This is a genomic window from Reyranella sp. (assembly GCF_030651995.1).
Taxonomy (GTDB): Bacteria; Pseudomonadota; Alphaproteobacteria; order Reyranellales; family Reyranellaceae; genus Reyranella.
In genome coordinates this window covers 68,552-90,074 of sequence record NZ_JAUSBN010000021.1, presented here as the reverse complement: position 1 = coordinate 90,074, position 21,523 = coordinate 68,552, and the positions used below count along the sequence as shown (strand labels likewise).

The following is a 21,523-nucleotide window of genomic DNA, read 5'->3' as shown; positions in this document are numbered from 1 at the left end:
TCCCGGCGAAACCATGCCGGCTCGAACAGCCCTCGTCACCCCCTCACCTAGCCTCTCCCCCTATCGGGGGAGAGGAACATGAAACTCAAACTCCTCTCCCCCGATAGGGGGAGAGGCTGGGTGAGGGGGTTGCGCACGTCAGAGAAGCTTCCGCAGCTCCGTCTTCAGGATCTTGCCATAGTTGTTCTTCGGCAGCGCCTCGATGAACCGGTAGTCCTTGGGGCGCTTGAAGCGGGCGATGTTGTCGAGGCAGAGCTTGTCGAGCTCGGCTGGCGACAGGGACTGGCCGCCGCGCGTCACGACGAAGGCCACGACCTCCTCGCCCCATTCCGGGTGCGGCCGGCCGACCACCGAACATTCGGCGACGCCGGCATGGAGGTTCAGCACGTCCTCGATCTCGCGCGGGTAGATGTTGGAGCCGCCCGAGATGATCATGTCCTTGGAGCGGTCCTTGAGCGTCAGCAGCCCCTCCTCGTCGAAGGCGCCGACATCGCCGGTCCACAGCCAGCCGTCGCGCAGCGAGCGCGCCGTGGCTTCGGGATTGTTCCAGTAGCCCGCCATCACGGGATCGCCTTTGCAGATGATTTCGCCGACCTCACCCACGGGAAGCGGGCGCCCCGTCTCGTCGACCACCCTCACCTCCATGCAGGTGTCGGCGCGTCCCGCCGATGCCAGGCGCTGCTCCCAGCATGGATGGGTGCGGTCCCAATGATACTCCCGGCTGAGATGGGTGATGGTCATCGGGCTCTCGCCCTGGCCATAGAGCTGCATCAGCTTGTTGCCCAGCAGGTCGAGCGCGCGCTTGAGGTCCGAGACGTACATCGGCGCGCCGCCATAGGTGATGAGCCGCAGCGCCTCGGGCTTCAGCTCCGCCACGCTGCCATGCTCGATCAGCCGCTTCACCATGGTGGGCGCGAGGAAGATCGAGCATTGCGGCCAGCGGTTCATCAGCTCGACCGTCTCCGGCACCTCGTACTTGCCGCTCTCCGGGAAGACCTGCACCGAACCGCGCGCCAGCATCGGGAAGTTCCACAGGCCCGAGCCGTGGCTGATCGGGGCGGCATGCACGATCGAGCCACCCGGCGGCGGGCGGTCGACGTCGGCGAAGTAGTTGAGCGTCATCGCCAGCAGATTGCGGTGCGTCAGCGTTGCGCCCTTGGGGCGTCCGGTGGTGCCCGACGTGTAGAACAGCCACGCCGGGTCGGTCGGCTGGGCATCGGTGATCGGGCTCGGATCGCCCACCGCCATGAAGCTGTAGGAGCGCGTCGTGACATCGACGATCTCCTTCAGTTCGGGCGCCTCCCGCGCGGCCTCGGCGATCGTGTCGGCGAGGTCGGGCGTCACGAAACAGAGCTTGGCGCCCGAATTCTCCAGGATGAACGCGAATTCCCTGGCATGCAGCTTGGCGTTCATCGGCACGGCGCAAAGGCCGGCATGCCAGATCGCGTACATGACCTCGATCGATTCGACGCAATTGGCCATGGCGAAGGCCACGCGGTCGCCACGCGCGAGCCCGAACCGGGCGGCGAAGTGCGTGCTCATCACCGAGACTTTCCGCCACAGCTCCCGATAGGTGAGGTGCGTCGACGCTCCGCGGGCCAGCGCAGGCAGATCGCGGAACTCCTGCGCGGAGCCCAGCAGCAGATGGGCGATGTTCATGGGCCTCGTTTCCTCGCGTGCGACTATTGCAGGCGCGGCATCGACCTTGCAATGTGCCGCCCATGCAGGATTTCGATTTCGCCATCGTCGGCGCCGGCATCGCCGGGGTCTCCGTCGCCTATCACCTCGCCCCCCATGCGAAGGTGATCATCCTCGAGCGCGAGAACGTGCCCGCCTATCACACGACGGGCCGCTCCGCCGCGCTGCATTCGGAGACCTATGGCAGCGCCCAGATCCGCGCCATCACCGTGGCCTCGGGCCGCTTCTATCGCAATCCGCCGCCGGGCTTCGCCGACCATCCCCTGCTGACGCCGCGCGGCGCGCTGGTCGCGGGCCATGCCGGACAGGAAGCGGCCGTGAAGGAAGCCGCCGCGGATTATGCACGGCTGGTGCCCTCGGTCCGCTGGCTGGAGCCGGAAGAGGTGCTGCGCCGCCTGCCCATCGTGAAGCCGGAAGCCGTCGGCGGGGGCGCGGTGTTCGAGCCCGAAGCCGACGACATGGACGTGGCGGCGATCCACGGCGGTTTCCTGAAGGGCGCGCGCGCAGCAGGCGCCATGCTGCGGCTGAACGCCGAGGTCACCGGCCTGACCCGCCTCGACGGGATGTGGACCTTGGTGTTGCGCGACGGCGAAACGGTGCGCGCCGCCAACATCATCGACGCTGCCGGCGCCTGGGCCGACGTGCTGGGCGGCCTCGCCGGCTGCGTGCCGGTCGGGCTGGTGCCGAAGCGGCGCACCGCCTTCACCTTCGACGCCCCGCAAGGGCTCGACCTCGGGCCGCTGCCCATGCTGATCGACTTCGACGAGAGCTTCTACTTCAAGCCCGAGGTCGGGCAGTTCCTGGGCTCGCTCGCCGACGAGACGCCCTCGCCGCCCTGCGACGCCCAGCCCGAGGAAATCGACGTCGCCACCGCCGTCGAACGCATCGAGACGGCGAGCACGCTGCAGATCCGGCGCATCAAGAACAAGTGGGCCGGCCTGCGCTCCTTCGTGCACGACAAGAACCTGGTCGCGGGCTACGACCCGAAGGTCGAGGGCTTCTTCTGGCTGGCGGGCCAGGGCGGCTACGGCATCCAGACCGGCTACGCCGCCGGCCAGCTCGCCGCCGCGCTGGCGCTGGCCAAGCCCCTGCCGGCAGAGGTCGCCGATCTCGGTGTCACCGAAGACTCGCTGTCGCCTGCCCGTTTCACCGTGCCCGACGACGCCTGACCGGGATGACATGGGAATCGACCCTGACTATGGTCGCCCCCGCAGGCCCCCGTGGCGGAATTGGTAGACGCCAGCGACTTAAAATCGCTTGATCCGAAAGGATCGTGCCGGTTCGAGTCCGGCCGGGGGCACCAAGGGTGCGGAACGCTCAGTCAACGTCAACACCAACCTCATGCTGAGGAGCGCTCCACAGGAGCGCGTCTCGAAGCATGGGCACGAGCAGCTCGTCTGTTGCCGATCCTTCGAGACGCGGTCCGGAGTTTACCCCGAGGTATTCGAGGGGGCCGCTCCTCAGAGTCTGGCCGGAAATGAATTGAATCGATTCAAGCACTTACCTCATCCTGAGGAGCGCCGCGAAGCGGCGCGTCTCGAAGGGTGGGCAACAGGCAAGGTGCACGTTCCCACCCTTCGAGACGCATCGCTGCGCGATGCTCCTCAGGGTGAGGTTATCAGGGCTGTTCATAGCCTCTTGTTTTAGCTGCATTCATTTCCGGCCGGCCTCTCAGGATGAGGGGGTGCGGGTCGACTTGAAGCGGAAAGACTCTAGGCGTTTCCCTTCGGGGTTCCCCGCAAGCCTGCCAGACGAGCAGCATCGCGGCTCGAGGCGAAGGCCGCGATCCGGATCGATTCCGTCATGATCGCCGCCTTCTTCTTCCCGTTCGAATAGAAGGCGTTCTTCAGATAGGTGAGTTGTTCGTCCAGCTGCTTGCCCTTGACCACGTCGCCCGCCGCGACGGTCGCAATGACGATCTTCATGATCTGAAACAGCGCTTCCTCGTTCTCGGTGAGGATCGCACTCGCCTTCTTGCTGCTGTCCTCTGACATGGGAGCCTCGCCTGCTGGGGCCAGACTTCTAGCCGGCGTCCCCAATCTGCGAAAGGGAGCAGCGCTAATCCCGGTAGTGGCACGCCGCCCAATGACCGGGGCGCTTCTCCTCGAGGACCGGAGAGCGCTGGCTGCAGTCGGGGCGCGCGATCGGGCAGCGGGTGTGGAAGTGGCAGCCCGACGGCGGGCGGATCGGGTTGGGCACGTCGCCTTCCAGCATGATGCGCTTGCGCTTGATCGTCGGGTCGGGGATCGGCACGGCCGACAGCAGCGCTTCCGAATAGGGATGGATCGGCGTGTCGTAGAGTTCCGCCGCCGGCGCGATCTCGACGACGCGACCGAGATACATCACCGCGATGCGCGTGGAGATGTGTTCCACCACGCTGAGATCGTGGGCGATGAACAGGTAGGTGAGGCCGAACTCTTCCTGCAGGTCCTCCAGCAGGTTGATGACCTGCGCCTGGATCGACACGTCGAGCGCCGAGACCGGCTCGTCGCAGATCAGCAGCTTGGGTTCGACGGCGAGCGCGCGGGCGATGCCGATGCGCTGGCGCTGGCCGCCCGAGAATTCGTGCGGGAAGCGGCGCATGTGGTCGGGTCGCAGCCCCACCGTCTCGAGAAGCTGCACGACGCGATCTTCCATCGCCTGGCGCGACTTCACCAGCTTATGGATGATCAGCGCCTCGCCGATGATGGCGCCGATCGTGAGGCGTGGATTGAGCGACGCATAGGGATCCTGGAAGATGATCTGCATGTCGCGCCGCATCGCCTGCAGCGCGTTGTGGTCCATCTTCATGACGTCGGCGCCCTGGAACCACACCTCGCCGGAGCTCGGCTCGATCAGGCGCAGGATGCAGCGGCCGGTCGTCGACTTGCCGCAGCCGGATTCACCCACGACGCCCAGCGTCTCGCCGGCCTTGATGTCGAAGCTGACGCCGTCGACGGCATGGACCTTGTCGACCACGCGCGAGAGGATTCCGCCGCGGATCGCGAAGTGCTTGCGCAGGTCGCGGACCGAGAGCAGCGGCCTGGCGGCGTCCGGAGCCGTCACGGTCGCCGGGGATGCAACGGGGGCGCTCACAGCACGCACCTCACGTAATGCCCGGGTCCGACTTCCTTGAGGGGCGGCAAGCCCTGGGTGCAGATATCCATGGCGAACTTGCAGCGCGCGGCGAAGCGGCAACCCGGCGGCGGGTCGAGCAGGTTCGGCACCGTGCCGGCGATGGCCTCGAGCCGCTGCTTCTTCTCGGCCGAGCGGTCGACGCGCGGGATGGAGCGGATCAGGCCCTGCGTGTAGGGATGCCGCGGATCGCCGAACAGCGCCCCGACCGAGGCCTCCTCGACGACGTTGCCGGCATACATCACCGTCACCCTCTGGCAGGTCTCGGCGACGACGCCCATCGCGTGGGTGATCAGCATGATCGCCATGCCGAACCGCTCCTTCATCTCCTGCATCAGCTCCAGGATCTGCGCCTGGATGGTGACGTCGAGGGCGGTGGTCGGCTCGTCGGCGATCAGCAGCTTGGGCTGGCAGGAAAGCGCCATGGCGATCATCACCCTCTGGCGCATGCCGCCGGAGAACTGGTGCGGATAGTCGTGCACGCGGCGCTCGGGGTTGGGAATTTCGACCAGCCGAAGCATCTCCGCCGCCCCGGCGATCGCCTGCTTGCGCGACAGCTTCTGGTGCAGCGCGATCACCTCGGCGATCTGGTCGCCCACCGTGTAGACGGGATTGAGCGAGGTCATCGGCTCCTGGAAGATGATGGCGATCTCCTTGGCGCGGATCTTGTCCATCTCGTCCATGGTCAGCGGGATCAGGTCCCGTCCCTGCCACAGGATCTGCCCGGCCTCGAAGCGGCCGGGCGGCATGTCGATCAGCTTCAGCACCGAGCGGGCGGTGACGGTCTTGCCGCAGCCCGACTCGCCCACGACGCCCAACGTCTCACCGCGGTCGATGTGCAGGTCGACGCCGTCGACGGCACGCACCATGCCGTCGTCGGTCTTGAACCAGGTTTTTAGCCCGCGAATGTCCAGCAGAGGTTCGGCCACGCTACACCAGTCCTAGAGAACACGCCGCGGATCGAGCGCGTCGCGCAGTCCGTCGCCGATGAAGTTGATCGCCAGCACCGTGATGAAGATGAGGGCGCCGGGGAACAGCGCCCAGTGCGGCGCGATGTCGAGATAGTCCTTGGCGTCGCGCAGCACGCTGCCCCAGGTCGGCACGTCGGACGGGAAGCCGAGGCCCAGGAACGACAGCGTCGACTCGGCGATGATGGCGGCGGCGACGTCGATGGTCGCGACCACGATCACGGGCCCCAGCGCATTCGGCAGGATGTGCTGCATCACCTGGCGCAGACGCGAGGCCCCGAGCGCGCGGGCCGCCTCGACGAACTCCTTTTCGCGCAGGGAGAGGAACTGCGCGCGCACCAGGCGCGCGGCGGACATCCAGCGCGTGCCGCCGATGACGGCCACGATCAGCACGAAGGCGCCGCCTTCGACGCCCAGCACGCCCTTCACCGGTTCGCGGAACAGGTAGATGACCAGCAGCAGCAGGGGAAGCTGCGGCAGCGAGAGGAAGAGGTCGGTGACCCACATCAGCGCCGCGTCGACCCGGCCGCTCGACATGCCGGCGATGGCGCCGACCAGCACGCCGAAGAAGATGGCGACGACCATCGCCGCGAAGCCGACCGCGATAGAGATGCGGCCGCCGTAGATCAGCCGCGAGAGCAGGTCCTGTCCGAGGTCGTCGGTACCCAGCGGATGGGTCCAGGACGGTCCCTGCAGCTTGGCGGTGAAGTCGATCTCGTTGATCGGCACGCGCCAGATGAACGGACCGGCCAGGACGGCGAACAGGATCACGGCCAGGGCGAAGGCCGAGACCAGCGCCATCTTGTGCCGCCGGAAGCGCCGCCAGGCCTCCTGCCAGGGCGAGAAGCCTTGCGCCTTGCGCGCGGCGGGTGCCCCGCCGGAAGCGCTAGCGGAAAGCGATGCGGGGGTCGAGCCAGCCATAAAGGATATCTGCGATGAGGTTGAAGATGACGACCAGGCAGGCCGAGACGAAGGTGACCCCCATGACGACGGGGGTATCGTTGGCGAGCATCGAGGAGATCAGCAGCGAGCCGATGCCGGGCACGCGGAAGATCTGCTCGGTGACGATGGCGCCGCTGAAGACGATGGGCATCTGCAGGGCGACGAGCGTCACCACCGGGATCAGGGCCGTGCGCACGACATGCCGGGTGATGACCTTGCGCTCGCCGATGCCCTTCGACCGCGCCGTGGTGACGTAGTCGAGGCGGATGACGTCGAGCACCGAGGAACGCACGAAACGCACCAGCGCCGCGCCCTGGAACAGGCCGAGCACCGCGACCGGCATGATCGACTGCTTGATGTGCTCCCAGTAGAACTCCCAGCCGGTCGCGGCGATGTCGGCGCGATAGACGAAGGGCAACCAGTCGAGCTGGATCGAGAAGACCAGGATCAGCACCAGCCCGGTGAAGAAGGTCGGCAGCGAGAAGCCGATGAAGGCGAAGGTGTTGGCGATTTGGTCGAACAGCGAATAGGGCCGGGTCGCGGCCAGCACGCCGACCGGAATGGCGATCAGGATCGCCAGGATCTGCGAGGCGCCGATGACGATCAGGGTCACCGGCAGGCGCTGCATGATCAGCGTGCTCACGTCCATGCGGCTGACGAAGGAGAAACCCCAGTCACCCTGCAGCAGCGCGATCAGCCAGTGCCAGTAGCGCATCCAGACCGGATCATCGAGACCGAACTTGGCACGCAGCGCGGCGCGCACCTCGGGCGGCACCGCCGGGTTGGTCGCCAGTTCATCGAAAGGGTCTCCCGGCGCCAGGGCCAGAAGGGCGAAAAGCACGACGCTGATCCCGAGCAGACTCGGGATCATGATCAAGATCTTCCGGATTACGTACTGCCTGCTCACGCGATGGACCTGCAAAAAGAAGGCCCTCCCCGCGCGTGGCGGGGAGGGCGAAGCGCACTCAGGCGTCCTTGAACCAGTCGCTGAGGTCCGAGGTGTTGTTGTCCCAGCCGCTGATGTTGCAGTTGAGCTTCGCGGTCCGCGCCGAGACCGTCGGACGCTGCACGATGCCCATCACGATCTGGTTCTGGATGGCCAGATCGTTCAACTTGATGAACGAGGCGGCGCGCTTGACGGGATCGAGTTCCGCCTCGGTCTCGCGGTAGAGCTTGTCGGCCTCGGGGCTCTGCCAGCGGGTGATGTTGCGGCCCTGCCACTTGTTGGCCTTGGTGGCGGCTTCCGTCGAGACGAACTGCAGCATGTGCGTGCCCGGATCGGGCTGGCCCATGGTCGTCGTGTACATCTCGAGGTCGGTGTAGAACTTCGTGTAGGTGTCCGGATTGGCCACGTCCGACGAGAAGAAAACCGACGCCGTCACCGACTTCAGCTCGATGTCGATGCCCGCCTTCTGGGCCGCCTGCTTGATGATGGCCTGGGTCTTCTGCCGCGGCTGGTTGATCGAGGTCTGGTAGACGAACTTGAGCTTCTTGCCGTCCTTGGCTCGGATGCCGTCCGCGCCCTTCTTCCAGCCGGCCTTCTCGAGGATGTCGTTGGCCTTGTCGACGTTGAACTCGATCGGGTTGTTCTTGGAATCGAAACGCGGCGGACCGTACAGGAAGTTGCGGGTCGCCGGACCGGTGCGGCCGTAGATGTGGTCCTGGATCGACTTGTTGTCGACCAGCAGCGCTATCGCCTTGCGCACTTCCGGATCGCTGAGCGTCGGGTGCTTGGTCTTCAGGCTCGACCGCTCGCCGTCGACTTCGGTCCACGGGTCGGTCGTGTTCAGGAGCAGGAACTCGATGTTGCCGCCCGGCGTGACCGAGACGCTACCCTTGCCGCCCTTCTCGAGGCGCGAAAGGATTTCGTCCTCGACCTGCAGGTTCCAGGCGAAATCGAACTCGCCGGTCTGCAGTACCGCGCGCGCCGCCGAGACGGCATCGCCACCGCCCTTCATCTCGACGCTGTCGAAATACGGCTTGTTGGCCTGGTGGTAGTTCGGGTTCATGACGCCCGTCACCAGATCGCCCGGCTTGAAGTCCTTGAACATGTAGGGGCCGGTGCCGACCGGCTTGAGGTTGGTCGGTGCGTCACGCGACTTGGCGCCGATATAGTCGGCGAACAGGTGCTTCGGAATCAGCATGCCGCGCGTTCCGACGAAGGCATCGGCCCAGAACGGCGTCGGCTTCTTGAACTTCACCGTCACGGTGTACTGGTCGACCTTCGCGACCATGACGTCCTGGTAGGACGCGATCGTGTAGGCGGCCGTCGCCGGGTCCTTGGCATATTCCCAGTTGAACACGACGTCGTCGGCCGTGAACGGCTTGCCGTCATGCCAGGTGACGCCCTGCTTCAGCTTCCAGGTCACCGTCAGGCCGTCGGCCGAAAGACCGCCATTCTCCTTGGTCGGGATCTCCGCCGCCAGCTTGGGCTTCAGGTTGCCGTCCGGATCCCACGCCGCCAGCGGTTCATAGAACAGGCGCGAGCCGTCCTGGTCCTTGGTGCCGACCGCGAAATGCGGATTGAGCAGGGTCGGACCCTGCCACCACAGGAGCTTGAGGGGGCCGCCGCCGCCCCGCTTGGTCGGCTTGTAGGTCGACGGGCTCTGCGCCATCGCCACGCCCGACGACAGGAGAATCTGGCTCGCCGCCGGCGCGCCGATGCCCACGGCCATCATCGCCTGCACGAAACCACGTCGCGACAGCTTGCCGGCCTTCACCTTCCCGACGAGGCCGCGCAGTTCACGTTCCTTCATTTCAAAACTCCCAAGATCGGTGCCCATCCCAATGCCGCCCTCGCTATGCTGCAAGATGCGTGCAATCCTCAATCGTTACAGGCTGTAACGCTGCCGTCAATGACAGCACTTGCTCTAGGGAGACACTCGATGGCGTGGATATCTCTTTTCCTCGCAGGACTTTGTGAGATCGGCTGGCCCGTGGGGCTGAAACTCGGCTGGACGGATCAGGGCTTCCGGCCCGGGTGGCTGCTTTTTGCCGCGCTTGCCATCGTTGTGAGCGGCGCGCTGCTTATGTGGGCACAGCGCACCATCCCGATGGGCACCGCCTACGCGATCTGGACGGGCATAGGCGCCGTCGGGGCCTTCACCGTGGGCATCGTGGCCTTCGGCGACACCGTCTCGACGATCCGGATCGTGTCGATCGGCCTCATCGTGGCCGGCATCATCGGCCTCAAGCTGGCCTGAGGGTTCAAAACATGAGGATGAAGGACAAGGTCGCGCTGGTGACCGGCGCGGCGAGCGGCATGGGTGCAGCCACCGCGCGTATTTTTGCCCGCGAGGGCGCCAAGGCCGTGATGGTGGCCGACGTGCTCGACAAGGACGGCGAGGCGGTCGCCGCGGAGATCCGGAAGGCCGGCGGCACGGCCACCTATGTGCACCTCGACGTCACAAAGGAGGAGGAGTGGAAGGCCGCCATCGACCGGACCGTCGCCGCCCATGGCGGCCTCAACGTGCTGGTGAACAACGCCGGAATCTCGGGTTCGGCGGCCGAGGACCTCTATGACACGGCGCTTTGGCACAGGTTGATGGACATCAACTCGACCGGCGTCTTCCTCGGCATGAAGTACGGCATCGCCGCCATCCGCAAGACCGGCGGCCCGGGTTCGGTGATCAACCTGTCGTCGATCTCGGGCATCGTGGGCCAGTCCTACCTCCATGTCGGCTACAACGCCTCCAAGGGCGCCGTTCGCCTGATCACCAAGGCTGCTGCAGCGCAGCATGGCAGGGAGGGCATCCGCGTGAACTCGGTGCATCCAGGCCTGATGCCGCCGATGCGCACTTCCGGCCGCACCGCCGACCCGGTAGAGCGCGCCAAGACATTGAAGGGTGTGCCGCTCGGCCGCGCCGGAGAGGTCGACGAGGTGGCCAATGCCATCCTGTTCCTGGCGTCGGACGAGTCCTCCTACATCACCGGCGCCGAACTGGTGGTCGACGGCGGCTGGACGGCGGTCTGACGTGGCGGAAGACCGCAAGACCGTGGCGCCCTGGAAGGTTCTGGACTCGAAGTACAACTATCGAGACCGGTGGTTGGCGTTGCGATCCGACACGGTCGAGTTGCCGAACGGCCGCGTGCTCACGCCGTTTCACGTCATCGAGCAGCCGGACTGGGTGACCGCGATCGCGATCACCCACGACGGCAATATCGTCCTGGTCGAGGAATATCGGCACGGGGCGACGGAGATCGTGATCGAGCTGCCGTGCGGCGTTCAGGATGGGCCGGGCGAGCCGGTCGAGCAGGCCAGGCGCGAGCTGCTGGAAGAAACCGGCTTCGCCAGCGAGGAGTGGCACCCGCTCGGCGCCTTTTTCGCCAATGCGCCGCGGCTCAACAACCGCGTGTACTGTTTCGTGGCCCTCGATGCACGCAAGGTCGCCAAGCCCAGGCTCGACGACGGCGAGGTCATCGTGACGCACGAAGTGCCCTTTCCCACCTTCCTCGAAGAACTGCGCGACGGGCGCCGCACCTTGCACGGTTTCCAGAGCGGCGCGATGTGGTTGCTTCACACCTTCGCCCGCAAGACGCGCGACAAGCGGCTGGCCGCGCTGCTGGATTAGCTACCGCCGCAATTCGCGCAGCCGTCCCGCGATCGCAAGGCACATGAAGCCGCCGATCACGGTTATATGCTCCATGGCGACGCGGAAGTGCGGCGTGCGGGCGGGCTCCTGCATCGTCCAGAAGGGATGGGCAATCACGATGGCGACCACCAGGAAGCCGCTCAGGATGCCGCAGCCCAGCCACAGCCAGCGATCCAGCAGGATCAGCAGCGAGCCGATGAGCAAGGTGGCCACCAGCACGACATTGAGGAAGCCCGCCGGCTCCAGGCCGAGCGTCTTCAGCTCGGCGACGCTTTGATCGAAGCCGAACAGGTGCGCGAGCCCCGCGCTCCAGAAGACGAAGGTCAGCACCAGCCGGGCCAGAAACCAGCCGATTCCGCTGTCCAGGAAAGCCGCGATCACACGCGGCGTGTCGTTGCGGCCCATGCAAACTCTCCCCCGAGACTGCTTTCGCCGAGGATAAGGCGACAAGCCGCCTTCTTCCACCCCGTTTGCTTTCCCGGCGGCCGCCCAGGCCCGGGAAGAATTCAAAAGACCACGTCGTCTTGAGCGGAGCCCATGCGCTCCGTTCAGGATGACGGAACTCTTCTCTACATCGCCTTCAGCAGTTCGATCGCGATCAGCACCATGCCGATGACCGAGACGAACCAGGCCAGCGTGCGCAGCCAGGCGATGCCGGCGACGTAGATCACCGCATAGGCGACCCGGCCCCAGAAGAAGATCGCCGTGCCCATCGCGGTCATGGCGTTGGCCTTGCCGGCGACCGCCGCGATCAAGACCAGCGCCGCGAACAGCACCATGTTCTCGACCATGTTGAGATGGGCGCGCCTGGCGCGTCCCGCCCATCCCTTGATCTCGGGCACGCCCTCGCGATTGCCCGCCAGCGTCGGCAGGCCGACCGCCCGGTTGGCGCCCACCGCCGCCACCAGCATCTGCCCGAACGTCAGGATCACGGAGAAGAGGAGGTACTTCAGGTCCGGAGACATCGGCGCTTCTCCCGTTGTTGTTATTTGGTCCCGAAGAGACGGTCGCCCGCATCGCCGAGCCCCGGGACAATGTACCCGTGATCGTTGAGCTTTGCATCGATGGCTGCCGCGAAGACCGCGACATCGGGATGGACCTCGGCGAACGCCCGTGCGCCCTGCTCCGAGCCCAGCACGCAGATGAACTTGATGCGCTTGGCACCCGACTCCTTCAGCCGGTCGACCGCCGCAATGGCCGAATGGGCGGTCGCCAGCATCGGGTCGCAGACGATGACGTCGCGGTCGGAAATGTCCTGCGGGATCTTCAGGTAGTACTCGACCGCCTGAAGGGTGCGCGGGTCCCGGTAGAGGCCGACGTGACCGACACGCGCCAGCGGCACCAGATCGATAACGCCCTCTGCGAGGCCGAGCCCGGCGCGCAGGATCGGCACCACCACCAGCTTCTTGCCGTCGAGCAGCGGTGCGTCCATCGCCTCGATCGGCGTCTCGATGCGCGTCTGCACCGTCGGCAGGTCGCGCGTGGCGTCGTAGCCCAGCAGCAATCCGATCTCGCGCAGCAGCCGGCGGAAATTCGTGCTCGACGTCTCCTTGTCGCGGAGCTTGGTGAGCTTGTGCTGCACCAGCGGATGCGAAACGACATGGATCGAGTGCGGCAATGACATCTTCTTATCCCCCAGGAACTCTAGAATACCGTCCCGTCGCTCTCGACGGTGATGGGCGGGCCGCCGCCGGGCCGCCGCGCCGCGGCCAGCCGGCGCCCCGCAAACCAGGTCCCGGCTTCCAGCACCTTCACCAGCGGCAGGCGCGCTGCATCCATCCCGAGATGCAGGCGGACATGCTCGGCGATCTGGTCGAGCAGCGCGACGGTGAGCGCCCGCCATTCCACGATCGCCTCGTCGCCCGGCGCGAAGCTCTTCTCCAGCAGCACGCGCTGCTTGGGCCGGAGCGCGCCGGCATCGACCAGAAGGCCGCCGTTGCGATACTCGGGCAGGCCGGTCAGCGCATCGAGCGCCACGACCTTCAGGCCGGCGCCCTCGACTGGCTCGACCAGCGAATAGCTCATCCATTGCGAAAGCTTGTGGAACGGCACCAGCCCGACCACCGGATGCTCCCAGACGTCGCCGCGCGGCGACGGCCAGATCGGCGACAGCCTGTCGAGCACGGCGGCCAGGATGGCCTCCGCCTTCACCTCGCCGCCGGTGGCGACGATGTCGAACAGGGCACCCGGCCGCTCCAGCCCGACGCCGCCCAACTTGCGCAGCAGCTCGGCGCGGCCTTCGAGGCCCAACAGCGGATTGTGCGCCTTCACCTGGAAGCCCATGGCGATATCCATCGGCGTGAGCTTCGCCAGCCGCTCGGCATCGACCCGCAGAGGATCGCCCTTGGCGTCGCGGCTGAAGGCGCCGTTGGCGAACATATGAAAGCTTGCCACGCCCAGGCCCTCGGAACGCGCGTAGGTCTCGTCCGTCCCCGGCTCGCGATAACTCCAGGCCGCACCGGCGCCGGCATCGAGCAGGACGGACACGACCGCGAGGTCCATCCGGCGCCGCGCGATCTCCTCGGGCGGCAGGCCCTTCAGCCGCTCGGCCAGCGCGCTCCATCGATCACGGCCGCCCGATTCGAAATGCCGCCAGCGCGAATGGAAAGGGATCGCCGCCGGATTGGGGAAGCGCTCGCGCGTGACGGCGAGCGTCGCCTGAACGGCCGTTTCCAAACCGTTGGCGTCGAGCTGAAACCACTGCGACTGCCCGTCCACGACATACTTCAGAACCTTCGCCGCCCGCTCGCGGATGGCGACGGGGGTGCGGAGGTACGCCAGCGAATCATTCACCGAAGCACGCCTGTCATTCATCCAGGCCTCTCCCCTTCGCACGCGCCAATTCGTTCGATCCAGGCTTGGTCGGGCTGAAGTAGCCGGCCGCCTTCTTGGCATCCATCTCGACCAGCGCGTCGGCGGGGATCAGGTGCTCGGGGATCGGCACCTGCTCGACGATCTCGATGCCCTGCTCGCGCAACGCATCGGATTTCATGTTGCTCATCGAGGCGAAGCGATCGATGCGGCTGATGCCGAGCCAATGGAAAATGTCGGGCATCAGCTCCTGGAAACGCATGTCCTGCACGCCCGCCACGCATTCGGTGCGGTTGAAGTACTGCGCCGCCGAATCGCCGCCAGGCTGGCGCTTGCGCGCATTGTAGACGAGGAACTTGGTCACCTCGCCCAGCGCCCGGCCTTCCTTGCGATTGTAGATGACGACGCCGACGCCGCCCTTCTGGGCCATCTCGATGCAGATCTCGATGCCGTGCGCCAGGTAGGGCCGGCAGGTGCAGATGTCGGAGCCGAACACGTCGGAGCCGTTGCACTCGTCGTGGAGGCGGCAGGCGATCTTCGTCTCGGGACGACCGAGCTTCGAGACGTCGCCGAAGAAGTAGATCGTGGCGCCCCCGATCGGCGGCAGGAACAGTTCGAGGTCGGGCCGCGTCACCAGCTCGGTGTACATGCCGCCGGTCTGCTCGAAGAGCGTGCGACGCAGGTCGACTTCCTTGACGCCGAAACGCTCGGCGATGCCGGGCAGCCACCAGACCGGCTCGATCGCCGCCTTGGTCACCTTCACGTCTCCGGTGCCGCTCAGGATGTCGTTGTCGGGCTTCAGCCGGCCGGCGGCCATCGCCTCCATGATCTCCGGCATGTTCACATGCGCCTTGGTGATGGCGATGGTGGGCCTTATGTCCCAACCTGCCGCCAGCTTGTCGGCAAACACCTCGGAGACCAGGTGGCCCCACGGATCGAGCGACACGATTTTCTTCGGGTCGAACCATGACTCGAACGGCCCGATGGCGACGGCCGGCGAGGTATTGGTGAGGTCCGGCCGGTGATCGGCCTTGAGTTCCTGCGCGGCGATGGCGAGCGCGCGATAGATGCCGTAGCTGCCGGAATGAACGCCGATGACGTTGCGGCGCGACGTGAGGCCGACGGAGCCGACGACCGGACCTCTCACGGCGGGGTCGCGCGCGCCCCACACCACCGGAGGGGCCGGCTGGCCGCCCTGGCTGGGATGGGTGTTCAGTCTGATGTGCGCCATTTGCTTTCCGGTCCTCCGGGAGCGGGAAAGCGATGAAGCTTACAGCGGCCGGATGACCAAAGGAAGACGCTTGTCCAACGCTTCGAACGCGATCTGCGCGATGGACGCGAGGATCACGGCCCCTTCGCCGCGAGGTCGATGGCGCGCCGGTACATGGTCATGGCGGCTTCGGGCGTGTTGTAGCCGGCGTGCGCCGTCAGGGTGACGTTGTCGACGTCGAGCAGCGGCTCCTCCGGCAGGGGCGGCTCCTTGCCGAAGACATCAGTCGCATAGTGGCCGATCCTGCCCGAGCGCAGCAGATCTACCAGCGCCGGCTCGTCGACGATGCCTGCCCGCGCCGTGTTGACGATGAGGACGCCAGGTTTGGTCTTCTCCAGCTTCGCGCGATCGAGGAAGCCGCGCGTCGCATCGTTCAGCGCCAGATGCAGGCTCACGATGTCGGACTGCGCCAGCAACTCGTCGATCGGCACTGTCGGCACGCTGCCGCCTTGAACGGCCGATCGGTTGCAGGCGATTACCCTGAGACCGATGCCCTGGGCGATGCGCGCCATTTCGCGGCCGATGCCGCCCAACCCCACCACGCCCAGCGTCTTGCCCTTGAGCTCCATGCCCTGCATCGGCCGCCAGCCGCCACCGCGCACGATGCCGTGCATGGTCGCGATGTGGCGGGCCGCGGCGAAGACCAGGCCCATCGCATGCTCGGCGACCGTAGTGTCGCCGTAGCCGCCGATGGTCGAGACCTTGATGCCGAGTCGTTCCGCCGCCGCGATGTCGACGAAGCTCGCGGCCCCGGTGCCGAGGAAGACGATGTGCTTCAGCACGGTGCAGCGCTTAAGCGTGGGCTCGCTGAAATAGGTCGCGTCGTTGATGACCGCGTCATAGCCCGCGACCTTGCCGGGCACGTCCTCCTCGGAGACGGGCCCCATGCCGACGTCGATCGGAATGTCCGTCGGCCGGTGGACCTGCTTCCACACACGGTCGATGTCGGGCGTCGAATCGATGAACAATGTCTTCGGCAGGGTCGTCCTCCCCGGTTTTCCCCGACGATAGTCCGCAGGGCGCGAACTGTCTGCTAGGGTAGCGGCATGAACCGTCGCTTCTTCCTCGGCACCCTGCCGATCTTCGCCGCTGCCCCCGCCTTCGCCCAGCAGCTTCCGGCCATCCGGACCGTGACGCTGTCGCCGGCGCCCACCAGCACAACCGTCACCGGCAGCCTCGCCGACACCAAGGCGCGGGCGCTCTACTACGTGCCGGGCCAGGCCGGCCAGACGATGAACGTCATGGTCACGTCGCCCGGCAACAACGTCGTCTTCCAGGTCTGGGAGCCGGGCACCGGCGCCCGCACCAATCCCGACGGGACCCTCGCCCTGAACGGCAAGCCCATGCACGACGCCGGCCCCACCGAGGAGCCGGCCGCCTGGATCGGCGCCCTGCCCAAGTCCGGGCCGTATCTGCTGGTTGTCTATAGTCGCCGCGACTCGGCCACCTACACCGTGACGATCTCGGTAACGGCGCAATAACTTTTCAAGGTTGCGCCAACACTGCAATATATCTAGCGTCCGCCCCGTGTGGGTGGGCCGGCGTGGGGATGCCGGGCCCGTCAGTTCGAAGTCGGGGAATGGACCGAGGAGCTGGACATGAAAATGCTCGTCGCGGGCACTGTGGCGCTTGCCGCGGTGGCCGCCATCGCCGCCGGAACCATTGCCTATTCGCAGCAATCGACCGGTCCGAAGCCCGGCCAGACCCAGACCTACACCCAGGCTCAGGCTCAGGCCCAGGCCCCGCGCCCGAATCAGGCTCCGGCTCCGGCTCCGGTTCCAGCTCCTTCGTGCCTGACTCAATACACGCCGATGCCGGGCCAGTCGGCGATCACCCTGATCAGGGCCGGGTACGAGATCAAGGCGGCGGTGCCGAACGGCCTTTGGCTGCAGAAGGACAAGGACCTCTACTACTGCAATTCCGGCCGGCCGATCGAAGGCGATGTGCAATGCTGGCAGATGCGCGAGATCACACGCTGCTGACCGGACATGCGTAACAGGGCATGCTCGCCTCCAGCACAAGATGGAGGATGGCATGCCCGATCTGTTTCCGACGACCGGCGAAGCCGAGGAAGACAAGCTCAAGGACGCGACGACGACCGGCGGCCCCGGTATCGTGAACCACCTCGGACCCGACTCCTTCCAGAAGGACGGACTGCGGCCCTTCTTCGAGTACCGCCCGCTGGGACTGAAGGAGCTGACCGGCGGCAAGGTCGGCGCGCACGTCATCCGCGCCGTGCCCGGCCAGCATCCCGACGCGCCGCGCCACAGCCACGCGCTCGAGTTCCAGTTCGTCTACGTCCTGAAGGGCTGGGCCATCTTCGAATACGAAGGCTACGGGCAGCACAAGCTGGTCGCCGGCTCGACCGTCTATCAACCGCCCGGCGTGAAGCACAAGGAGATCGACCACAGCGACGATCTCGAACTGATCGAGATCACCATGCCGGCCGACTTCGAGACGACGGTCGTCGAGTGATCTTCCGAGCAGCGCCGACGCCATGGTGGAGCTGACAGAGCTGCGAAAGAAGGCCGACATGCTGCCGTCCGGTGCTGCCGACATCATCCGCATCCTGCGCTCCCGGCGCGTCGAGGAAGAGTTGGCCGCGCGCCAGAACCCCTTCCTGGTCGAGGCCCTGCGCAAGGAGAAGCTCGAAGGGCAGCGCATTGCCGCCTGGGCGCGAACGGTGGCGCTGGTGGCGAGCGGTGTCCTGATCGCCTTCCAGAACCCGAACTGGAGCGTTCTCTACTTCCACGCCTTTCTGCTGGTGTTCATTGCCCTGGGATGGGCGCAGCTGCGCCATGCGACGGTGGGCCATTCACGCATCGAGCTCACGCTGATCCTGGCGGACCTTGTGCTCCTGGCGATCGTCCTCACCGTTCCGAACCCCTTCGCGCCGGGGGCGTTTCCGACGGCCATGATCTATCGCTTCGAGACGTTTCCCTACTTCTTCATCATCCTGGCGCTGGCGACGCTCGCCTATTCCTGGCGCACCCTCCTCACCATGGGCGTGGCCGCCGCCTTGATCTGGTTCCTGTCGGTGCTGGGCGTCGCCGTATTCGGCACGACCGACGCGGAACTGGGCAGCAAGGTCACCGCAGCCTTCGCCGACATGCCGGGCGTGCGCCACATCGTCGACCCGAACTCCGTGATCTGGCCGATCCGGGCACAGGAGATGGTCATCTTCTTCCTCGTTGCGGCGATTCTCGCCCTTCGGGGGCAGCGTTCGACGGCCCTGTTGATTCGCCAGGCCGGCATCGCAGCGGAACGCGCCAACCTCTCGCGCTACTTTCCGCCCTCGCTCGTGGACGAACTGGCGTCCGCCAGCGGCGAGGTCGGATCGGTCCGGTCGCAGGACGTCGCGGTGCTGTTCGCCGACATCGTGGGCTTCACCCAGCTCGCCGAGGGTGAGAAGCCCGAGACGGTGATACGGATCCTCAGGAGCTGTCACGCCGTCATCGAGGAGGCGATCTTCTCGAACGGCGGCACCCTCGACAAGTATCTCGGGGACGGCGTGATGGCGACCTTCGGCACGCCCCGGGTCTCGCCTGCCGATTGCGCCAACGCACTTGCCGCCGCCCGGGACATCGTCGACGGCATCGCGGCCGGCAATGCCGCACTGGCGAAGTCCGGTCTTCCGCAGTTGCGCATCTCGGTCGGCGTTCATTTCGGTCCGGCCATCATCGGCAATATCGGCTCGGAGCGACGGCTCGAATTCGCCACGCTCGGCGACACGGTGAACGTGGCCAGCCGGCTGGAGGCGGCGACACGCAGCCTCGGATGCCGGATCGTCGCCAGCGACGCGGTCGTGTCTCGCAGCGCAGGCGACGTGAGAGGCGACTTCCGACACGTCCCGGCGCTCAGCCTGCGCGGTCGGGCGGCCCCCATCGATGTCTGGGTTGCCTAGCCGCAACCAGGCCGCCATCAGGCTCCATGTCGCAGCAGCCGCCCCGAATAGGTGTTCGTCGGGCGATCGTCGCGCATCGTCACCTGGCCGTTGACCAGGATGTACTTGTAGCCTGACGCCCGCTGCACGCGGCGCCATTCGCCGCCCGGCAGGTCGTGCGCGATCTCGTCGGGCAGGACTTTCAGCCCGTCATAGTCATAGATCACAATGTCGGCCGGCGCGCCCTTCTTCAGCACGCCGCGCCCGCGGAACCCCGCGACCTCGGCCGGCAGCGCCGACAGCCGCCAGTGCACGTCCTCGAGGCTCAGCATGCCGTGCTGGCGCACCACCTTGCAGATCGTCTCGGTCGGATAGCGGCCGGCCGTGAGGAACTTCGTGTGGGCGCCGCCGTCGGAGACTCCGAACAGGATGTAGGGATCGTCGACCAGCTCCTTCAGGTACTCGATGCTGCCGTTGGGCGGGGCGGCGAAGAACTCGGTCTCGAGATTCTCCTCGACCGCCATGTCGAGCATGACGTCGACCGGATGCTTGCCCATCTTCTCGCCGGCATGGGCCAGCGTATGGTCGAGCCACTTCCTGTTGCGCTCGGTCTTGGGTCCGACGATGGCGATCTGCGGCAGCGGGCCCGTCGCGGTGATCGGCAGGTTCTCGCGCAACTTCGCGCGCCGCGCCGGATCGGCGAGCTTGGCCAGCCGCTCCTCGCGCGTGCCGGTCGTGGCATCGCACCAGTCCTGGGAATCGTCGAACAGGTTCCAGTCCTCGAAGGTGAAGGTGAACCCCGCATCGGTGGTGAGCCCCTGCCCGACGACCCGGATGCCGCGCTCGCGGCAGCTCTTCAGCCAGGCGAGCGAGCGCCGGTGGATCTCGGGCCGGTGATCGAAGGCCTGGACCACGTTCATGATCATGGGCCGGCCGCTCAGGGTCGACAGCTCCTCGTAGAAGGCACGGTCGGCCGAGTTGTCGCCCGAGATCAGCAGCATCTGCATGAAGCCTTCGTTGCGCGCGGCCAGCACCCGCGCGAACTCGCGGCAGGTCTCGTCGTGCATCACGTCGGTCGGCATCGGCGTGCCGTCATAGTCGCGCTGCACCGCCGACGGACCGGTCGGCTTCATGCGTTGAGCCGACCAGCCGCAGGCGCCGGCATCCATCGCCTCGCCGAGCAGTCGCTTCATTTCGGCGTGCTGTTCCGGCGTCGGCATCTTCCCCGCCTTGGCCGCCTCGAAGCCCATCACCCAGATGAGCAGCGGCGACACCGGCACATAGGGCAGGACGTTCACCGCCTTGGGCGCGGCATCGACGCTGTCGAGAAACTCGGGGAAGGTCACCCAGTTCCACGGCATGCCCTCCTTCATCGAGGCCATCGGAATCGCCTCGACCCGCGTCATCGACATCATGGCGCGCTCGCGCTCGGCCGGACGGACCGGCGCAAAGCCGAAGCCGCAATTTCCGATCACCACGGAGGTGATGCCGTGCCACGAGGAGAGCGTGCAGTAGGGATCCCAGAAGAGCTGCGCGTCGTAATGGGTGTGCAGGTCGACGAAGCCCGGCGCCACGATCAGGCCGCCGGCGTCGATGACCTCGTCGGCATCGCCGGCGGCGATCTGGCCGATCTCGGCGATGCGGCCGTCCTTGATGCCGATGTCGCCGCGAAAGCGCGGCAGCCGGCTGCCGTCGACGATCATCCCGCCGCGGATCACGCGATCAAAGCGCGCCATTCGTTTCCTCCGGTGTTTTGCCGGAAGCGTGCGGGCGTCCCGCCGGCCTGTCAACGCGAGCGGGTCGCGGCACAGAACTCAGTTGCGCTTCGTCACCTGGATGAATCCGTTGTTGGTGTTGGGCCGGTAGCTCACATTGTACTGGCCGCCCGTCCCCACCGCGTCGCAGCTCGCGCCCACGGTCTGCACGCGCGCGATCGTATAGGTCGTCCAGGCGCTGCCCTTGGACATGTCGACATCGAGCTGGAAGAGCAGGTTCGGCGAACTCTTCTGGGCGTTCTGGTACTGCCAGCAAATCCAGTTCCGGTAGCCCGGCTTGAGCTGCATGGTCTTCCACTCGCCCTCGCCCCACTTGTAGCGATAGCTGATCTGCGCCTGCGTCTGGTTATTGAGGCAGGCGCAGCCATGGGTCGTCTGTTGCGCTGCCGCCGGGCGGGCGTCCGCACACGCTACGGCGACCACGGCCAGCGCCATCAATCCCAGTTTCATCCCACTCCCCCAAGTAACAC

General features: G+C 66.4%; 23 protein-coding genes and 1 tRNA gene. 9 read left to right on the top strand and 15 right to left on the bottom strand.

What is annotated here, in order from left to right; translation table 11 throughout:
* Positions 1-138 precede the first annotated feature (138 nt).
* Positions 139-1,659 carry an AMP-binding protein gene (locus tag Q7V45_RS05270; RefSeq protein WP_304848115.1) on the bottom strand — a complete coding sequence of 507 codons (1,521 nt, stop codon included), beginning with the start codon at positions 1,657-1,659 and terminating at the stop codon, positions 139-141.
* Positions 1,660-1,721: 62 nt separating this feature from the next.
* Between Q7V45_RS05270 and Q7V45_RS05265 the strand changes: the two genes are divergently transcribed.
* Positions 1,722-2,867, top strand: a complete 1,146-nt coding sequence (locus Q7V45_RS05265; protein WP_304848111.1) for an FAD-binding oxidoreductase — start codon at positions 1,722-1,724, stop codon at positions 2,865-2,867.
* 45 nt (positions 2,868-2,912) lie between these two features.
* Positions 2,913-3,001, top strand: a tRNA-Leu gene (locus Q7V45_RS05260).
* Positions 3,002-3,410: 409 nt separating this feature from the next.
* Here Q7V45_RS05260 and Q7V45_RS05255 read toward each other — a convergent pair.
* The 6 genes from Q7V45_RS05255 to Q7V45_RS05230 all read right to left on the bottom strand — a co-directional run bounded on the left by Q7V45_RS05255 (position 3,411) and on the right by Q7V45_RS05230 (position 9,478).
* A complete protein-coding gene (locus tag Q7V45_RS05255) occupies positions 3,411-3,692 on the bottom strand; it encodes a hypothetical protein (RefSeq protein ID WP_304848108.1) in 282 nt (93 codons plus the stop codon).
* A 64-nt stretch (positions 3,693-3,756) separates the two neighbouring features.
* Positions 3,757-4,773 carry an ABC transporter ATP-binding protein gene (locus Q7V45_RS05250; protein WP_304848105.1) on the bottom strand — a complete coding sequence of 339 codons (1,017 nt, stop codon included), beginning with the start codon at positions 4,771-4,773 and terminating at the stop codon, positions 3,757-3,759.
* On the bottom strand, positions 4,770-5,681 hold the full coding sequence (locus tag Q7V45_RS05245; protein WP_304848145.1) for an ABC transporter ATP-binding protein: 912 nt from the start codon (positions 5,679-5,681) through the stop codon (positions 4,770-4,772). The genes Q7V45_RS05250 and Q7V45_RS05245 overlap by 4 nt, the downstream gene beginning before the upstream one ends.
* A 72-nt stretch (positions 5,682-5,753) precedes the next feature.
* Positions 5,754-6,701 carry an ABC transporter permease gene (locus tag Q7V45_RS05240; RefSeq protein WP_304848100.1) on the bottom strand — a complete coding sequence of 316 codons (948 nt, stop codon included), beginning with the start codon at positions 6,699-6,701 and terminating at the stop codon, positions 5,754-5,756.
* On the bottom strand, positions 6,667-7,629 hold the full coding sequence (locus Q7V45_RS05235) for an ABC transporter permease (protein WP_304848097.1): 963 nt from the start codon (positions 7,627-7,629) through the stop codon (positions 6,667-6,669). Before Q7V45_RS05235 ends, Q7V45_RS05240 begins: the two co-directional genes overlap by 35 nt.
* Positions 7,630-7,687: 58 nt before the next feature.
* Complete coding sequence (locus tag Q7V45_RS05230) at positions 7,688-9,478, bottom strand: peptide ABC transporter substrate-binding protein (RefSeq protein WP_304848094.1); 1,791 nt, start codon at positions 9,476-9,478, stop codon at positions 7,688-7,690.
* A gap of 129 nt (positions 9,479-9,607) precedes the next feature.
* Between Q7V45_RS05230 and Q7V45_RS05225 the strand changes: the two genes are divergently transcribed.
* The 3 genes from Q7V45_RS05225 to Q7V45_RS05215 are packed head-to-tail and all read left to right on the top strand — an operon-like array spanning position 9,608 to position 11,293.
* A complete protein-coding gene (locus Q7V45_RS05225; RefSeq protein ID WP_304848091.1) occupies positions 9,608-9,925 on the top strand; it encodes a multidrug efflux SMR transporter in 318 nt (105 codons plus the stop codon).
* A gap of 11 nt (positions 9,926-9,936) precedes the next feature.
* Positions 9,937-10,695, top strand: a complete 759-nt coding sequence (locus Q7V45_RS05220) for a glucose 1-dehydrogenase (RefSeq protein ID WP_304848088.1) — start codon at positions 9,937-9,939, stop codon at positions 10,693-10,695.
* Position 10,696: 1 nt separating this feature from the next.
* Positions 10,697-11,293 carry an NUDIX hydrolase gene (locus Q7V45_RS05215; protein WP_304848085.1) on the top strand — a complete coding sequence of 199 codons (597 nt, stop codon included), beginning with the start codon at positions 10,697-10,699 and terminating at the stop codon, positions 11,291-11,293.
* Here the strand turns inward: Q7V45_RS05215 and Q7V45_RS05210 are convergent, their stop codons facing one another.
* The 6 genes from Q7V45_RS05210 to Q7V45_RS05185 form a co-directional block, all read right to left on the bottom strand.
* On the bottom strand, positions 11,294-11,719 hold the full coding sequence (locus tag Q7V45_RS05210) for a DoxX family protein (RefSeq protein ID WP_304848082.1): 426 nt from the start codon (positions 11,717-11,719) through the stop codon (positions 11,294-11,296).
* A 164-nt stretch (positions 11,720-11,883) separates the two neighbouring features.
* Entirely contained in the window at positions 11,884-12,279 is a 396-nt protein-coding gene (locus tag Q7V45_RS05205) for an MAPEG family protein (RefSeq protein WP_304848078.1), read from the bottom strand.
* A gap of 20 nt (positions 12,280-12,299) precedes the next feature.
* Positions 12,300-12,938: a uracil phosphoribosyltransferase gene (gene upp, locus Q7V45_RS05200; RefSeq protein ID WP_304848075.1), complete on the bottom strand. Its 639-nt coding sequence runs from the start codon at positions 12,936-12,938 to the stop codon at positions 12,300-12,302.
* Positions 12,939-12,958: 20 nt separating this feature from the next.
* Positions 12,959-14,128 (bottom strand): DUF1688 family protein, encoded by a 1,170-nt coding sequence (locus Q7V45_RS05195; protein ID WP_304848073.1) that lies wholly within the window; start codon positions 14,126-14,128, stop codon positions 12,959-12,961.
* Complete coding sequence (locus Q7V45_RS05190; RefSeq protein WP_304848071.1) at positions 14,121-15,356, bottom strand: GTP cyclohydrolase II; 1,236 nt, start codon at positions 15,354-15,356, stop codon at positions 14,121-14,123. The genes Q7V45_RS05195 and Q7V45_RS05190 overlap by 8 nt, the downstream gene beginning before the upstream one ends.
* A gap of 113 nt (positions 15,357-15,469) precedes the next feature.
* Positions 15,470-16,363, bottom strand: a complete 894-nt coding sequence (locus tag Q7V45_RS05185; protein ID WP_304848068.1) for a 2-hydroxyacid dehydrogenase — start codon at positions 16,361-16,363, stop codon at positions 15,470-15,472.
* 78 nt (positions 16,364-16,441) lie between these two features.
* Here Q7V45_RS05185 and Q7V45_RS05180 point away from each other — a divergent pair, with 78 nt between their 5' ends.
* The 4 genes from Q7V45_RS05180 (at position 16,442) to Q7V45_RS05165 (ending at position 19,299) form a co-directional block, all read left to right on the top strand.
* A complete protein-coding gene (locus tag Q7V45_RS05180; protein ID WP_304848065.1) occupies positions 16,442-16,876 on the top strand; it encodes a hypothetical protein in 435 nt (144 codons plus the stop codon).
* Positions 16,877-16,993: 117 nt separating this feature from the next.
* Positions 16,994-17,377, top strand: a complete 384-nt coding sequence (locus Q7V45_RS05175) for a hypothetical protein (RefSeq protein ID WP_304848062.1) — start codon at positions 16,994-16,996, stop codon at positions 17,375-17,377.
* 52 nt (positions 17,378-17,429) lie between these two features.
* On the top strand, positions 17,430-17,870 hold the full coding sequence (locus Q7V45_RS05170) for a cupin domain-containing protein (RefSeq protein WP_304848059.1): 441 nt from the start codon (positions 17,430-17,432) through the stop codon (positions 17,868-17,870).
* A gap of 22 nt (positions 17,871-17,892) precedes the next feature.
* Positions 17,893-19,299 (top strand): adenylate/guanylate cyclase domain-containing protein, encoded by a 1,407-nt coding sequence (locus Q7V45_RS05165; protein WP_304848056.1) that lies wholly within the window; start codon positions 17,893-17,895, stop codon positions 19,297-19,299.
* A gap of 17 nt (positions 19,300-19,316) precedes the next feature.
* Here Q7V45_RS05165 and Q7V45_RS05160 read toward each other — a convergent pair whose 3' ends face one another.
* Positions 19,317-21,014, bottom strand: a complete 1,698-nt coding sequence (locus Q7V45_RS05160; RefSeq protein ID WP_304848053.1) for an amidohydrolase family protein — start codon at positions 21,012-21,014, stop codon at positions 19,317-19,319.
* 78 nt (positions 21,015-21,092) lie between these two features.
* Positions 21,093-21,503: a hypothetical protein gene (locus Q7V45_RS05155; RefSeq protein WP_304848050.1), complete on the bottom strand. Its 411-nt coding sequence runs from the start codon at positions 21,501-21,503 to the stop codon at positions 21,093-21,095.
* Between the last annotated feature and the right edge of the window lie 20 nt (positions 21,504-21,523).

Excerpts from the sequence above, each read along its gene's own strand:
- Q7V45_RS05255 (WP_304848108.1), bottom strand. The coding sequence starts at position 3,692 with ATGTCAGAGGACAGCAGCAAGAAGGCGAGTGCGATCCTCACCGAGAAC.
- Q7V45_RS05175 (WP_304848062.1), top strand. The coding sequence starts at position 16,994 with ATGAAAATGCTCGTCGCGGGCACTGTGGCGCTTGCCGCGGTGGCCGCC.
- Q7V45_RS05240 (WP_304848100.1), bottom strand. The coding sequence starts at position 6,701 with ATGGCTGGCTCGACCCCCGCATCGCTTTCCGCTAGCGCTTCCGGCGGG.
- Q7V45_RS05225 (WP_304848091.1), top strand. The coding sequence starts at position 9,608 with ATGGCGTGGATATCTCTTTTCCTCGCAGGACTTTGTGAGATCGGCTGG.
- Q7V45_RS05160 (WP_304848053.1), bottom strand. The coding sequence starts at position 21,014 with ATGGCGCGCTTTGATCGCGTGATCCGCGGCGGGATGATCGTCGACGGC.
- Q7V45_RS05195 (WP_304848073.1), bottom strand. The coding sequence starts at position 14,128 with ATGAATGACAGGCGTGCTTCGGTGAATGATTCGCTGGCGTACCTCCGC.
- Q7V45_RS05230 (WP_304848094.1), bottom strand. The coding sequence starts at position 9,478 with ATGAAGGAACGTGAACTGCGCGGCCTCGTCGGGAAGGTGAAGGCCGGC.
- Q7V45_RS05220 (WP_304848088.1), top strand. The coding sequence starts at position 9,937 with ATGAGGATGAAGGACAAGGTCGCGCTGGTGACCGGCGCGGCGAGCGGC.
- Q7V45_RS05190 (WP_304848071.1), bottom strand. The coding sequence starts at position 15,356 with ATGGCGCACATCAGACTGAACACCCATCCCAGCCAGGGCGGCCAGCCG.
- Q7V45_RS05205 (WP_304848078.1), bottom strand. The coding sequence starts at position 12,279 with ATGTCTCCGGACCTGAAGTACCTCCTCTTCTCCGTGATCCTGACGTTC.
- Q7V45_RS05180 (WP_304848065.1), top strand. The coding sequence starts at position 16,442 with ATGAACCGTCGCTTCTTCCTCGGCACCCTGCCGATCTTCGCCGCTGCC.
- Q7V45_RS05265 (WP_304848111.1), top strand. The coding sequence starts at position 1,722 with ATGCAGGATTTCGATTTCGCCATCGTCGGCGCCGGCATCGCCGGGGTC.
- Q7V45_RS05165 (WP_304848056.1), top strand. The coding sequence starts at position 17,893 with ATGGTGGAGCTGACAGAGCTGCGAAAGAAGGCCGACATGCTGCCGTCC.
- Q7V45_RS05155 (WP_304848050.1), bottom strand. The coding sequence starts at position 21,503 with ATGAAACTGGGATTGATGGCGCTGGCCGTGGTCGCCGTAGCGTGTGCG.
- Q7V45_RS05170 (WP_304848059.1), top strand. The coding sequence starts at position 17,430 with ATGCCCGATCTGTTTCCGACGACCGGCGAAGCCGAGGAAGACAAGCTC.
- Q7V45_RS05270 (WP_304848115.1), bottom strand. The coding sequence starts at position 1,659 with ATGAACATCGCCCATCTGCTGCTGGGCTCCGCGCAGGAGTTCCGCGAT.
- Q7V45_RS05210 (WP_304848082.1), bottom strand. The coding sequence starts at position 11,719 with ATGGGCCGCAACGACACGCCGCGTGTGATCGCGGCTTTCCTGGACAGC.
- upp (WP_304848075.1), bottom strand. The coding sequence starts at position 12,938 with ATGTCATTGCCGCACTCGATCCATGTCGTTTCGCATCCGCTGGTGCAG.
- Q7V45_RS05245 (WP_304848145.1), bottom strand. The coding sequence starts at position 5,681 with ATGGTGCGTGCCGTCGACGGCGTCGACCTGCACATCGACCGCGGTGAG.